Raw genomic sequence first — 13,962 nt, forward strand, 5'->3', positions numbered from 1 at the left:
CAATTATTGCGGCGCCGGCGCGTGGAAGGAAGCGATGAACGGGGCGCTCCACGAGCCGCCGACGAAAAACATCAGCGGCGCCGGCGGCGCAGCCGCCTCGTTTTGCGCGTGGCCGAGCGTGCCGTAGAGGGCAAGGCCCCGCCCGGCGATGGGAACCAGCCCGTCGAGCGAGATCGCATATGGGCCTGATCGGGCGTCCGCCCGGTCGATCTGGGCCACGCCTTTGGTGATCGTTGCCCGCAGCTCGGCATTGTCGATAGCCAGAGTGCCTTCCGACAGCGCGGCCAGCGGGAAGAAGTCGCCCTCCTGGCTCAAGGCCAGGAAACGCGTCATGTCGAGCCCTGGGACCGTGCCTTTGCCCAAAGTGGCGGTGAAGCTTCCGTCGGCCCCTTGCAATACGGTTTCTAGGTCGCTGCCCGTGCCCCTGACCATGAGGGAGAAGGAGCCTTGCGCCTGGGGCACGAGCCGCTCGAGCCCGAAGGCCGCCCCGAACTCGCCGGTCTGGATCTGCTCCCCGGTCATGCGCAGTTCGATCATGTCCTGCGCCCCGGTCCGGTCGGCGCGCATGCCGAACTGCAGATTGCCGCCAAAGGCGGACGCGTCCGAGACGTCGAAGGTTTCCAGCCCGTCCTTTACCTTCACCGCGGCCGCCACGCCCGACAGCTTCACCGAACCAAGCGCGGCTGTCGTGCTGGAAAGCCGCAGATCGACATCGAAACCGCCGATCCGCAGGTGCTGTTCGCGCCCGTCTGCCATGACCGTCCGCGAGAACGGGTTGAACGCGTTGAGCAGCGCGCGCAGGTCCAGCGCGTCGAAGGCCAGCGTGCCGGCGACGGCTGGCCGGCCATTGCCCAGGCTCACATCCAGAAGGCCCTTGCCGCCGCTCCCGTTGAAGCCGATCGCGGCGTTCTCGAACTTCAGGCGCCGCTGGTCGCCCGTAACCTGAGCCGACAGCGTGACGGGGCCGACGCGGTTTCCTGCGAAGGTCAGCGCATGCGTCCACTCCATGAGCCGGTTCAGCGAAGGCGCCGCCAGGCTGATCTGCCCGTCGATGAAGCTGTCACCGGCAAAGCTGGCGGTGCCCTTATATGTCGCGTTCGCCGGCGCCGACTGGATGGATACGTCGACAGGCGCGCTGCCGCCGCCCAGCAAGATCAGCGGCTGTGCGCTGGAGGCGGCGATCTTGACGCTCTCGCCGTGCCATATGCCGCTGGCCGATAGCGAGGCCTGCCGGTTGAGCGCCGGCCAGTCGAGCTGCCCGGTAATGCTGGTCATCAGGTCGGTATGCTCCCCGCTGCCCTGCGCTATCAGCCGCCCTTCGACAATTTCGATGGTCCCGAAAACGTCGTTTGGCAATCCTTGCAGGTCCGGGCTTGCCGGCGCGGAGGAAACGAGGGCCCGCGCGGCTTCGACCGAACGCGCAAGCTTTCCCCACCCTTTCGGTGCCGGCAACGTGTATCCGTCTTCGCCGGGCCGCAGCCGTATAAGCGGCCTGATGAGCCGCATCTTGGTGAAGACGACGTCGCCGCGCAAAGCCGCCAGCGCCGACAGATCGATCTCGATCCGTTCGGCTTCGACGACCGGCGCTGGATCGCCGGGATTCCAGTCCGCCAGCGACACGTCATGCAGCACGGCGCGGAAGGCGGGCCAGACCTGTATCTGGGGCGTTTCGTCCAGTCTTACGCGGTAGCCGCTCCAGGCGCTCATCTGCGAGGCAACGCTGTCCCGGACGATCTGCGTGGAAGCGATGACGGGCAAGCCGAAGACCACGAGCAAGGCCAGCACCACAGCGGCAGAAGCTGCCCACACGCCCTTTCTGGCCAATGTCACGAATATATCCTTGCCTGTTCCGATGCCCGTTCCCCGTTTAGGCTAAGAATACCGAAAAGTGAAGGAAGCCGCGCGGTAATCCCCCGGCCATGCCTGCCGTTTACATGCCGTAGTCGCAGGCCGTTCCCGAATACCGTCTTGCTCCCGCCACCGGGTGAATGCATAACCGGCAAGCCAATCTGGAGGATTTAGATGCACCACGAGCAACCCCTTTGGACGCCCAGCCGCACAAGGATCGACCAGTCGGCCTTGACCGCATTTGCGCGGGAAGCCTCGCAGCGCGCGGGACGCGATGTCGAGGGGTTCCAGGCTCTGCATCGGTGGTCCATCGATGACCGGGAGGCCTTCTGGTCGTTGGTCTGGGACTTTTGCGGCATCGTCGGCGGGAAAGGCGGCACCGTCTTGGAAAACGGCGACCGCATGCCCGGCGCCTCCTTCTTCCCCGAAGCCCGGCTGAACTTTGCCGAGAATCTCCTGCCCAGGCGGGGCGCGGACGACGCCATCGTCTTTCGCGGCGAGAACAAGGCCGAGCGCCGGCTGAGCTGGGACGAGCTGCGCGACCTCGTTTCCAAGCTTCAGCAGTATTTCGCAGCGCACGGCGTGAAGGCCGGCGACCGCGTCGCCGCGATGATGCCCAACATGCCCGAAACGGTGGCGGCGATGCTGGCCGCGACGTCGCTCGGCGCGATCTGGTCCTCCTGCTCGCCCGATTTCGGCGTCCGCGGCGTCCTCGATCGTTTCGGGCAGATCGAGCCGGTCATCTTCATCGTGCCGGACGGCTACTGGTACAATGGGAAATCGTTTGAGGTGGCCGAAAAGACGGCGGAAATCGCGGCCTCGCTGCCGAGCCTGCGAAGGGTTCTGGTGGTCGACTATCTGGGAACCGCCGGCGAGGCCGCCAAATCGATCCCCAACGCCGTCTCGATGGAGGAGGCGCTGGAAACGATCGAGGCGAAGGAGCCGGTGTTCGAGCGGCTGCCGTTCGCCCACCCGCTCTATATCCTGTTTTCCTCCGGCACCACCGGCACGCCCAAGTGCATCGTCCACTCCGCCGGCGGCACATTGCTGCAGCATGTGAAGGAGCAGCGGCTGCACGCCGATATCCGCGAGGGCGACCGCGTCTTCTATTTCACGACCTGCGGCTGGATGATGTGGAACTGGCTCGTCTCCGGGCTGGCCTCGGGCGCCACGCTCGTCCTCTATGACGGTTCGCCCTTCCATCCGGATGGAAATGCGCTTTTCGACTACGCCGACGCCGAGAAGATCACCTATTTCGGCACCTCGGCCAAGTTCATAGACGCCGTGCACAAGGCAGGGCTGGAACCGCGCAAGTCGCACGACCTTTCGAGCGTGCGGGTCATCTCCTCCACCGGGTCTCCGCTGTCGCCCGAAAGCTTCGCCTTCGTCTATGACGGCATCAAGTCCGACGTCCATCTCGCCTCCATTTCCGGGGGCACGGACATCGTCTCCTGCTTCGTCCTCGGCGTCCCGACGCTTCCCGTCTGGCCGGGAGAGATACAGGGCCCGGGCCTCGGCATGGCCGTCGACGTTTGGGACGACGACGGCAAGCACCTTAACGCCGGCAAGGGCGAACTCGTCTGCACGCGCGCCTTTCCGGCCATGCCCATCGGCTTCTGGAACGACCCGGCGGGCGAGAAGTATCACGCGGCTTATTTCGACCGCTTCGACAATGTCTGGTGCCACGGCGATTTCGCCGAATGGACGCGCCATGGCGGCATCGTCATCCATGGCCGCTCGGACGCCACGCTCAATCCCGGCGGCGTGCGCATCGGGACGGCGGAGATCTACAATCAGGTCGAACAGCTCCCCGAGATTCTGGAAGCCATCTGCATCGGCCAGGAGTGGGACGACGATGTGCGGGTGGTCCTGTTCGTCAGGCTGGCCGAGGGTGTGACTCTGGACGAGGCGCTGGAAAAGAAGATCCACACCAAAATAAGGACCGGGGCGAGCCCGCGGCATGTGCCCGCCCGCATCGTCGCCGTCGCGGATATCCCGCGCACCAAGTCCGGCAAGATCACCGAACTCGCCGTGCGCGACATCGTCCATGGCCGCCCGGTGAAGAACAAGGAGGCGCTGGCCAACCCGGAGGCGCTGGACCTTTACCGCGACATCCCCCAGCTGAAGTCGTAGAGCCGGATAAGGAAAAGTGGGAACCGGTTTTCCTTATCCCGCTACAATTCGTGATCACCGCATGGTTAAGAGTTCCTTGCACCGAAATTTACCGAGAATTCACGGGTGATACACTTTCGTAAAGATGGCAGTACCCCGGTAAGGTTCTGTTAAGGAATGGCGACGATAGTCGTGCGTAACTTGACGCAGCAGCCCGGCCCCTCCTTGGTGGGAAGTGGCCGGGGAAACGCCAAGCCCCTGTTTTGACAGCACCCTGAAACGAATTTTTGCGCCCCTTTTTCAAGGGGCGCTTTTTTATGCGCCGCGATCCCGCATGAGCGGACCGGACAAAAGCGCGACAGGCAGGATCGACGTGACGATGATCAGCAGCGCTGCCACGGCGCCCTCTTCGACGGCCCCCCGCGAAGCGTTTTCGTAGACATAGGTCGCGAGCGTGTTGAACCCGAATGGGCGGAGCAGGATGGTCGCCGACAATTCCTTGACCGTATCGACGAAGACAAGGATCGCCGCCGTGAAGATGGCCGGCTTGAGCAGGGGCAGGAGCACGCTCACCGCGCTCGCCGGTGCCGAGCGGCCGAGGCTGCGGGCGGCCTGGTCGAGATTGGGCGGCAGCTTCTCCAGCCCCGCCTGAACCGCGCCCTCGGCCAGCGCCAGGAAGCGGATCGCGCAGGCAAGGATGACGGCGGCCGCCGAGCCCGTCAGAAGCAGTCCTGTGGAAAAGCCCATATGGCTGCGCGCGAACGCGTCAACCGCATTGTCCAGCCGCGCCAGCGATAGCAGCAGCCCCAGCGCAAGGATGGTGCCGGGCAGCGCATAGCCGACCGTCGCCAGGCGTACCATGAAGATCATCACCGGCGAGCGGACGAGCCGCGCCGCATAAAGGATGGCGAGCGCGGCTCCCACCGCGAGGCCGGCGGCCGCGACGGCGACGGCGACGCTCGTCAGGAACGCCTCGGCCAGCGCCGGCTCGCCAAACTGGTAGAGCCGGTTGAGCGCGTAGCGGCCGAAGATTGCGAGAGGCACCCCGAAGCCCGCCAGAATGGGCAGGAGCGCGAGGGCCATGGCCGCCAGCGCCCGCCCGCCCGACAGCGCCTTGCGCGGCGGGCGAATATTGATCTGGGTCCCCCTCGGGGCATGGAATCGCTGTTTGCGCCGCGCCATCTGCTCGGCCGTCAGCAGGACGAGAACGAGCACAAGCATGATGACGGCGATCTGCGCCGCGCCTTCCAGGCTTCCTCGGTTGAGCCATGTTGAATAGACCGCAAGGGTCATCGTGTTCACGCCGAGATGCTGGACCGCGCCGAAATCGTTGACCGTCTCCATCAGCACGAGCGCGACGCCGGCCACGATGGCCGGGCGCGCCACGGGCAGCAATACCCGCCAGAAGACCCGCGCCGGCCCCGCGCCCAGCGTGCGCGCCACGTCGGCGATGTTGCGGCCCTGCATCAAGAAGACGACGCGGGCGGTCAGATAGACATAGGGGAAGGTGACCGCGGTGATGACGATGGCCGCGCCGATGGTCGAGCGTATGTCCGGAAACCAGTAGTCCGAAGGCCGCTCGAAGCCGAACAGGCCCCGCACCAGGCTCTGCACGGGCCCGACATAGTGGAAGAACTCGGCGAAGGCATAGGCGGCCAAGTAGGGCGGCACCGCCAGCGGCAGCACGAGCGCCCAGGCGAAAACCCGCCGCAACGGGAACTCATACGCCACGACCAGCCAGGCGCACCCGACGCCGATGACGCCGCTGCCCAGCGCCACCAGCACCAGCAATCTCAGCGTCGTTGTTATCGACTGCGGCAGGACGTAACGTGCAAGATGGGGCCAGTCCTCGCCTGTGCCCCCCATCGCGGCAACGACGAGCGTTGCGACCGGCAGCAGGACGACCGCGGCGATGACCACGACGATGCCGATAGGCCATTTATGGCTTTGCCGGCGTGCCCGACGGTCGGCGGCGGGCAGCTTTGGAGTGTTCAGGCTGAAGCTGCTCATCGATATGTCTGCGGATGGGACCGAGGGGGATCCTTACGCACGGAGGCCGGGCAGGTCTCCCCGCCCGGCCTCCGGGAATGCTCGGCGCGAAGCCTGCTCAGCTTTCCGGACCCTCGTCGAGTCCGACGCGGTCGACCATTTCCGAGGCGGCCTTGCGGTGCGCGGCGATCTCGGCCAGCGGCAGGCTGTCGGGCTTGATGTCGCCGAAGGACTTGACGAGCTCGGCCGTCTCGGCGCTCGGCAGCACCGGATACTCGAAATTCTGCTCGGCATAGATGGCCTGGGCTTCCGCGCTCGACAGATATTCCATCAGCGCGATGGCGTTGTCCCGGTTCGGCGCGTGCTTGGCGAGTGCCATGCCGGAGATGTTGACGTGGGAGCCGCGGCCTTCGGTGTTCGGGAAGAGGACCTTGATGGCCTTCGCCCATTCCTTCTGCTCGGGCTCCTTGTCGTTGGTGATCATCTTGCCGACATAATAGGTGTTGCCGATGCCGAGATCGCATTCGCCGGCATAGATCGCCTGGGCCTGGCCACGGTCATTGCCATTGGGCTTCCTGGCGAGATTGGCCTTCAGGCCCTGCATCCATTCCTCGGCTTTTTCTTCGCCATGATGAGCGATCATCGAGGCGAACAGCGCGATATTGTACATGTGCTGGCCGCTGCGCATGCAGATCTTGCCCTTCCACTTCGGGTCGGCCAGTTCCTCATAGGTGATGGTGTCCTGGTCGACGCGCTCCTTGGAGGCATAGACGACGCGGCCGCGCGTGGTCAGGCCGAACCAGTTGCCCTCCGGATCGCGGAACTCCGCCGGAATGTTGGCATTGACCGTTTCATTGTCGACCGACTGCGTGACGCCTTTTTCCTTCACGTTGACCAGGCGGCCGATATCGACCGTCAGGATCACGTCGGCCGGGGAATTTTCGCCCTCGGCGGCGATCCGGTCCTCAAGACCCTTGTCGAGGAACAGGACCTCGGTCTCGATGCCCGTCTTTTCGGTGAAGGCGTCGAGCAGCGGCTCGATGAGGAAAGGCTGCCGGTAGGAGTAGATGTTCACCGTGCCTTCGGCCTGCGCCAGGGCGGGAGTGAAGCCGGCGGCCATCGCAAGGGCGGCGAAGCCGGCTATGAGCATAGGGGTTTTCGTCAACATGATCTGTCTCCTAACCACCGGGAGCCAAGATCCCGGGAGGGTTTAACTCTGCGGTCAAGCCATCGGCGACCGTACCCTCCTATGGGAGAAATTCACCCATGGGTCAAGAGAAGCGCAACAAAATCAGTAGTTTAGAATTATTCTAAACTACAAAACTCCACTATTGCCCCGCTGGCTGCGATTTTCAGTCGGCCAGCACGCGCGTCGGCGGGAAAACCACCTCGACCAGCGTCCCTTCGCCGGGCTTGGACTGGATGGTGAAGCGGGCGCGGTTGGCTTCCACCATGGCGCGGGTCAGGGGCAGCCCCAGCCCGGTGCCGTCGCCCCGTTTGCGCTTCAGCGTGTTGATCTGCTTGAACGGCTTCAGCGCCTCGTCGAGTTCGGCCGCGCTCATGCCGACGCCCGTATCGCGCACCCTCAGCACCACCGATCCGTCGGAATTATAGGCCGTCGAAACGATCACCTGGCCGCCGGCCGGCGTGAAGCGTATCGCGTTGGACAGGAGATTGATGGCGATCTGCTTGACGCTCCTGAGATCGGCCACCACCTCGGGCAGGCGCGATGCGAAGCTGGACCGGATGATGACGCGCTCGCCATTGGCTTGAGGCTGCATCATGGCCACCGTCTGGCCCAGCGCCTCGTTCAGCGAAACCGCCTCATAATGCATCTCCTGCTGCCCGGCCTCGATCTTGGAGATGTCGAGAAGGTCATTCACCAGATCGAGCACATGATTGCCGGAGCGCTTGATGTCGCGCAGATAGTCGCGGTAGCGGTCGTTGCCGATGGGCCCGAACTTCTCGTCCACCATGAGCTCCGAAAAGCCGATGATGGCGTTCAGCGGCGTGCGTATCTCATGGCTGACGCGCGCCAGGAACTCGCTCTTCTGTGAAGATGCCCGTTCGGCCTGCGCCCGCGCCTGGGTAAGCTCCTCCTCGGCGCGCTTCCATTGAGTGATGTCGCGCAGGACGGCGCAATAGCCGCTGTCGTTGGGCAGCCGTCCGATCGTGATGAACAGCGGGATGAAGCGGCCCTTGGCCTCGCGGCCGATCACCTGGCGTCCGTCGTTCAGCACGCTTGCCACGCCGTGGTCGGAAAGCGCGCTAACATAGTCCTGCACCGTTCGCTGGCTCTCGATGGCGAACAGCGTCGTGAACGGCTTGCCCGTTACATTCTCGGCGTCAAAACCGAACAGGGCTTCGGCGGGACGGTTGATCGAGCGGATGTTGCCGTCCTTGTCGAGCACCGCAATGCCGTCGGTCGCGGTGTCGACGATGGCGCGCATTTCCACCAGCCGCGCCTCGATCTCGCGCTGTTCCGCCCCGGTCGGCTCCGCCTCCGGTTCCGGCAGCGCCGGCTTCAGCGCCAGCATCAGCGCCTTGCCCTGTCCCCAGGAGACCGACTGAAGATGCGCTTCGACCGGCGTCGAGGTGCCGTCCGCCTTGCGGATTTTCAGGCTGGCGCGCCGGCCTTCCCCGCCGGCTTCCTGCGGCTCGTCGAACAGCGCCTCCATTCCGCCCTGCGCGGCCAGCGTGTCGAGATCGCGATAGCCCGTGAACGCGAAGAATTCCGGATTGCCGTAGTGCATCCGGTCGCCCGAGTGCACCAGTATGGGCAAGGGCAGGGCGGCAAAGAGCGCGATATCGGCCTTTTCGCCGGCGCCGCCGGCAAAGGCCGAGGGCGTGAATTCAGGCGGCAGGGCCGCCGCTTGGTCGCCGCCGTTCTTGGTCTGCAAGGGCCTGGCCTGCGGGGGCTCGGCCGGTTCCGCATGCGCATCTGCCGTCGGGCCGCCATGCGCGTCCTCCGGCCGAGGCTCGTCCGCCCTGTCGATGCCGGCAGCGCTGCCTTCGGCCTCGCCCTCCGGCGGCTGCGCGGGAATATCGTCGTTCACCGGACGCAATCCCGCTTCGGTGTCCAGCGAGGGCTCCTGTGCGGACGTCTGTCCGCCACGGCCGGCGCCGGTGTCCAGCGTTTCCGATGCCGGATCGGTTTTCGCACGTTCCGCAAGGGCGTCGCTCGCCCGCCGCAGCCTGTCGCCGATCTCGCGGAAAGCCAGGCGTTCGCTGGCGGAAAGGCCGCTGTCGCGCAGTTCGGCCAGCCGGATGATCTTGTCGCTGGACCGTCTTTCCGGGCTTTGCGAAATGTGGAGCGCCGGTGTTTCGCCCAGAAACGGATCGATCACCGGCTCCGGCCTCTCCTCCGGTTCGGCCGCAGGCTGTGCCGCATCCTCCGGCTGGCCTTGCTGTGGCGCTGCCGCTTCCTGCGCCGTTGCCCGCTGTCCCTCCGGCGGCTGTTCCGGCGGAACCGTCTTTACGAGCGCCAGTCCTATCCTCTCCGGGTCCTTGACCGCCTGGCCGAGGCGGATGATGCCGAAGCCGCGAAAGCCTTCGAATGTGCGGTCGCGCCCGTAGGCCGGCAGCGCAGCCAGATCCACGGGCACTTTCAATTCCGTTCCCGACAGGGGCCACATGACGGTGCGCCCCGACCAGGTCTCCCGTCGATCGAGAAGCTTGACGATGATCCCTTCTTCGTCGAGGCCGAAAATATTGGAGACATCGCGGAAGCGCCGCCCGATAATGTCGGCCGCCGGCGCGCCCATGGCCTCGGCGAATTCCTCCGACAGCGCCGAAAACCGGCCTTCGGCGTCGGTCCGCCATGAAAAGCGCACGGTGCGGTCTTCGAGCGCGGCAGGCGCGGGTTCCGGTGCCGTCTCGACGTCGGCCGGCCGTTCCTCCGGCCGGGGGGGCTCCGGCTCGGCCCGCTCCGGCTCGGCCTCATCGGCCGGCGCTCCGGCCACTTCGGCTTCCGGCGCGGCGCCGGGTGCCGCCGCCTCGTCGGAAGGGGCAGGGCGGTCGTCGACGACGACCAGAAGGTGGCGCGCGGGATCCTCGGTCAGGCGGGCGATCCCGGCGGGAAAAAGACTGCCGTTACCTTCTATCCGCTTCTTTACCAGCCGGTCGTCCTCGCCGCGCACCTCCGACACCAGCGCCCGCAGGGTCGCCTCGTCGATGTTGAGGCCGCCGAAACCCTCGGAAGCGGCAAGGATGTTTCCTTCGCCGTCCAGCAGCCCCGCGAAATGACCGGGCTCGTCGAAGCCCTCGATCACCGCGGCATTGGCATCCTCGGCCTGAAAGGGCAGGGCGATGAGAACGGCCCGTTCGCCGCGCGGCAGGACGATCGCCGAGGCCAGCACGTTGACGACCCGGCTTTTCAGCCCCGACGTCATCCGCAGCCCGACCGGGCGCTCCTTTCCGGCTTCCGGCATCCGCGCGGCGCCCTGTAGCTGGCGCAGGGCGACGGGGGGCAGCCGCGGCGGCGCGCCGATGGCCGCTTCGATCCTGTCGTGTCCCACCAGCGCCGCGCCGGCGCCATTCGCCCACAGCACCTCGTCGAGATCCGGCGAAAGCACCGCCAGCGCATCGCCCTTGGCAAAGCGCTCCCGGATCGCGTCGAGCACGGCAATATCTAGAAACGCATAGGAAGCCGAAGCCATGAAAACCGTACCAACCAGTCTTGCGGGGAGGGCCCGCGATTAACCACTCGTTAATAGAAGCACGCCGCGCCCGCGTCCACAAACTCCGCCGCCAACACCGCCCGAATTGCAGCCTTGGTTAATCGCCCGGGCGCAAATGGTGCAGTGCAACATTAAATATTGCAATGCACCATAGAGTGCGTTATATAGGGGTCAAGTTTGGTTCAAATCCAGCCTGCCCGCAAGGCAGGCGCAACACTGACGAGGACAATCGACATGAGCAAGACCACTGGCAACACCTCCGCCGGCAAAACCGCCGAAACCGAATTCCCGACCTTCGACGCCTCGAAGGCTACCGAGCAGTTCCGCGCCCTGACGGAAAAGAGCGCCGAGCAGACCAAGCAGGCCTTCGACCAGATCAAGACCGGCGCCGAAGATGCCCGCAAGGCCTTCGAGAATTCCTTCGAGTCCGCCAAGGGCGCCAGCGATGAGCTCGCGCTGAAGTCGATCTCCGCCATGCGCGCCAGCGCCGAAGCCAATTTCGCGCAGTTCGAAGCGCTGGTCGGCGCCAAGACCCTGTCGGAAGTCATCGAGCTGCAGAGCTCCTTCCTGCGCAAGCAGTTCGAGTTCGGCCTTGAGCAGGCCAGGGATTTCCAGGCGATCTCGCAGAAGGCCGCCGCCGAAGTCACCAAGCCGGTCAAGGACGTCTTCGAAAAGACGCTCAAGCAGACCGCTGCCTGAGACGAACGGTCGCGCTGAACAAGGGAACATAAACCCCTATATGCGCGTTGTTCGCGAGAACACGGGTCGGCTCCTCCTCCTCCCGCCGACCCCTAGTGAAAAGACCGGGCTCCTCCCCCCGGTCTTTTCTTTTTTGGCCCTGGGTTTCCTGCAGCGCCGGGAATCCCAGCCAAGCAACGACGCCGTCGGCTCTTGAGTGGCGTTTTCGCCGGATGCGCCAATAAGTCTCCCGCCGGGTGGCGCATTGCTCTTGAAAATGCGATCATTTGCCCGTAAGGACGCTGGCGCGGTCGTCGCACGGTATGCGGTTGTAGCTCAGTTGGTTAGAGCGCAGGATTGTGGCTCCTGAGGTCGGTGGTTCGAACCCACCCAACCGTACCATTTCTCGGCGGGTCTGTTCCGGGCACATGGGTTACATTTCATTCTAGAGACATAGTGGAGTGCACGCTCGGGTGAAACAGAGATAGGCAACAGTTCTCCGTTTCTCAGACTGCAGCAGGGACTTTCCGCCGGGAGGTGTCGGGATGGGTGCAGGCGGGCCGCCTCGTCTTCCAGTTGCGCGGCATTGTTGGCTCGACGCGACAACGGTCGCGGCTCTGTCGGCGTCGATGATCACCGTGGACGCGCGTGGGTCCGTTGCCGTAAGCTGAGTGCCTGCGGCTGGACGCTGGAGCATGCCATGCCAGGTCATGGGGCGTTCTCCGGGTTCGTCGCTGTTTTGCCCCGGGGGTCCGCGCGGCTGCCTCCATCGTTCGAACACCTCGATCACGATCATGCGCCCTCCACAGCAGGGGCATGGCGGGCAGAAGTCACCCGGCAGGGCTGATCTGATGCTGGGTAACAATCGGCATGGCAGACGTCCTGTTGACCGCCCAATCTCCGAAGATCTCATGAGAGCCGGCCGTTACCGGGTGGCAGAAGGGCGGAAAATTACGCTGAGCGAAGTTCTTTGCTCATTTGGATGCAGTCCTTGGCGAACCCGATCAGCTCACTTTTATCCCAATTGGTGCACTGCCAACCCATCTTCTCATAGTATCCGAGCGCCTCTGGAGCGGCGTTGACACGCAGCGTTTTAACACCCCGTTGCCTCGCCTCGGCCTCGACCAGAGCGTTCAGCTTCCTCCCGTGGCCTTTGCCTTGTTCCCTTTCAGTGACCGCAACCAGCCGGACGATGGCTACTTCTCCGCGCAGGTCGAGGCGGAATACACCTACTGGACGAGCATCGAAGAGAAGCAGAAAGGGTACATTCCCCTCTACGCGGTCGTCGGGGTGGTTCTCATCATAGTCAACTGAATGCCGCTCGGGTGTGAAGAGAACGGTACGTCTGATGTGGTGCAGGTGATGCCACTCTTCCGGAGAACGGACAGGTCGCAGTTCGTAGGGCATGTTGTTCGTCCTCGTCGGAGAGAAATGCTTCAAATCTCGTCTGCATCAGGTCCATTGTTTGAAGTGAAGCATCATAGTCAACGACCGGTCGCAGGTCATCAGCGGAACGACCGCTTCGCGCTGGCTCCATCCTGCCAAGCAGGTGGCCAGCTTTCGACCCAAAGGAGATGGTTGGTCCATTCCGGACCAGCCTTCCTATTCGCCTTCGGGGCGTCCTCTTCGCCAATAGGGGACGGCCAATTGGTTCCACTTGGCGACACCGCACTCCTCCTTCCAGTATCGCCGGATCGTCTGGATCGTCTCGAACTCCGCGCCGGCCCAGCAGAAGTGCTTGCGATGCGTGGGAACGCGGATGCGGCTGACGGCGGCGGCCAGTCCTTCCGCACAGGCTGCTCGATGCAACCAGCGGATTTCGAAGCCGCGAGGGTGAGTGAGTGGCAATTTGTCGGCCTCACTCTCGACCTCGATCAGCGCCATGCCCTCCGTGCCGGGTGCGAGCCCTTCGAGAATGCGTGCGATCGCCGGCAATGCCGTCTCGTCTCCAACGAGAAGCAGCCAGTCTGCCGGCTGTGCGCCTCGCCCGCCGGGCCCGGCCATGCCGATCATGTCGCCTTCCTTCGCATTCTTGGCCCAGTCGCTGCCGGTGCCGGGATCCCTGTGCAGCAGGAAGTCGATGTCGACCGTCCCTGTGACAAGATCGATGCGCCGGATCGTATATTTTCGGACGGCAGGCTGTCTGGCCGGCTCGATGTGCCGCTCCAGACCGTCCTCGCCGCGGGTCGGCCACACCGGCGGCTGGCCGGGCGCCGGGAAGAACAGGCGCACATGCAGGTTCTCGTCCGTCGCGAAGCGCCTGAGGTCCGTTCCGGCAAGGGTTATCCGCCGCATGTGCGGCGTCAGCTCGGTCACGCCGACGACCTTCATCTCGCGGAAATCAGCGAATGTGCCGCTCGGCTGGAAACCCGACCAGCGGATGACCGGCGTTTCCGGATGAGCGAATTCCAGTACATGCGAGGCAAGGAAGCTCGCCACGTCCTCAAGGCCGGACTCGCTTGCGGCCCGCACTTCCAGCTCAAGCATGGAAGCCTCTATCCGCATGGTCGCGTGGCCTGAGGGAAGATTGGCGCTGGCCACCTGTCCGTCGAACTCGACCACGAGCTCATGCTCGGCCAGATGCGTGCGTAATGCTTCCAGAACCGAGACCGGGTTTGTGAGCGTGACGACCGCGCTGGCTGTTTTCACGGCTGTA

8 protein-coding genes, 1 tRNA gene and 1 pseudogene are annotated in these 13,962 nt (G+C 64.6%); 3 read left to right on the forward strand and 7 right to left on the reverse strand.

All coding sequences use genetic code 11. The annotated features are described in order from the left end of the window. Positions 1-3 precede the first annotated feature (3 nt). Positions 4-1,830 carry an AsmA family protein gene (locus NTH_RS14475; RefSeq protein ID WP_338530667.1) on the reverse strand — a complete coding sequence of 609 codons (1,827 nt, stop codon included), beginning with the start codon at positions 1,828-1,830 and terminating at the stop codon, positions 4-6. Between the two features lie 192 nt (positions 1,831-2,022). On the opposite strand from NTH_RS14475, the gene NTH_RS14480 reads away from it, so the two are divergent. Continuing rightward, positions 2,023-3,981 (forward strand): acetoacetate--CoA ligase, encoded by a 1,959-nt coding sequence (locus NTH_RS14480; protein WP_338530668.1) that lies wholly within the window; start codon positions 2,023-2,025, stop codon positions 3,979-3,981. Positions 3,982-4,275: 294 nt separating this feature from the next. Here the strand turns inward: NTH_RS14480 and NTH_RS14485 are convergent, their stop codons facing one another. From NTH_RS14485 to NTH_RS14495, 3 genes are all read right to left on the reverse strand, one after another. Beyond that, positions 4,276-5,970 carry an ABC transporter permease gene (locus NTH_RS14485; RefSeq protein WP_338530669.1) on the reverse strand — a complete coding sequence of 565 codons (1,695 nt, stop codon included), beginning with the start codon at positions 5,968-5,970 and terminating at the stop codon, positions 4,276-4,278. A gap of 97 nt (positions 5,971-6,067) precedes the next feature. Then, positions 6,068-7,099 (reverse strand): Fe(3+) ABC transporter substrate-binding protein, encoded by a 1,032-nt coding sequence (locus NTH_RS14490; protein WP_338531923.1) that lies wholly within the window; start codon positions 7,097-7,099, stop codon positions 6,068-6,070. A gap of 202 nt (positions 7,100-7,301) precedes the next feature. Next, positions 7,302-10,607, reverse strand: a complete 3,306-nt coding sequence (locus NTH_RS14495; RefSeq protein ID WP_338530670.1) for a PAS domain S-box protein — start codon at positions 10,605-10,607, stop codon at positions 7,302-7,304. Between the two features lie 255 nt (positions 10,608-10,862). On the opposite strand from NTH_RS14495, the gene NTH_RS14500 reads away from it, so the two are divergent. Together NTH_RS14500 and NTH_RS14505 are read left to right on the forward strand one after the other, a co-directional pair. After that, the gene (locus NTH_RS14500) at positions 10,863-11,327 is read left to right on the forward strand and encodes a phasin (RefSeq protein WP_338530671.1); all 465 of its coding nucleotides are present in this window, start codon (positions 10,863-10,865) and stop codon (positions 11,325-11,327) included. A 304-nt stretch (positions 11,328-11,631) separates the two neighbouring features. Continuing rightward, positions 11,632-11,708: transfer RNA gene (locus NTH_RS14505), tRNA-His, on the forward strand. 306 nt (positions 11,709-12,014) lie between these two features. On the opposite strand, the pseudogene NTH_RS23145 reads toward NTH_RS14505, so the two are convergent. The 3 genes and pseudogenes from NTH_RS23145 to NTH_RS14515 form a co-directional block, all read right to left on the reverse strand. Further along, positions 12,015-12,144: pseudogene (locus NTH_RS23145) on the reverse strand (IS91 family transposase); the annotation flags it as partial. A gap of 113 nt (positions 12,145-12,257) precedes the next feature. Then, on the reverse strand, positions 12,258-12,713 hold the full coding sequence (locus NTH_RS14510; protein ID WP_338530672.1) for a GNAT family N-acetyltransferase: 456 nt from the start codon (positions 12,711-12,713) through the stop codon (positions 12,258-12,260). A gap of 195 nt (positions 12,714-12,908) precedes the next feature. After that, positions 12,909-13,955, reverse strand: coding sequence for a siderophore-interacting protein (locus NTH_RS14515; protein WP_338530673.1), 1,047 nt, complete (start codon positions 13,953-13,955; stop codon positions 12,909-12,911). Between the last annotated feature and the right edge of the window lie 7 nt (positions 13,956-13,962).

Source organism: Nitratireductor thuwali, from assembly GCF_036621415.1.
GTDB classification, from domain to species: domain Bacteria; phylum Pseudomonadota; class Alphaproteobacteria; order Rhizobiales; family Rhizobiaceae; genus Chelativorans; species Chelativorans thuwali.

Coding starts and splice junctions, on each gene's coding strand:
- NTH_RS14480 (WP_338530668.1), top strand. CDS start 2,023: ATGCACCACGAGCAACCCCTTTGGACGCCCAGCCGCACAAGGATCGAC.
- NTH_RS14485 (WP_338530669.1), bottom strand. CDS start 5,970: ATGAGCAGCTTCAGCCTGAACACTCCAAAGCTGCCCGCCGCCGACCGT.
- NTH_RS14490 (WP_338531923.1), bottom strand. CDS start 7,099: ATGCTCATAGCCGGCTTCGCCGCCCTTGCGATGGCCGCCGGCTTCACT.
- NTH_RS14495 (WP_338530670.1), bottom strand. CDS start 10,607: ATGGCTTCGGCTTCCTATGCGTTTCTAGATATTGCCGTGCTCGACGCG.
- NTH_RS14500 (WP_338530671.1), top strand. CDS start 10,863: ATGAGCAAGACCACTGGCAACACCTCCGCCGGCAAAACCGCCGAAACC.
- NTH_RS14510 (WP_338530672.1), bottom strand. CDS start 12,713: ATGCCCTACGAACTGCGACCTGTCCGTTCTCCGGAAGAGTGGCATCAC.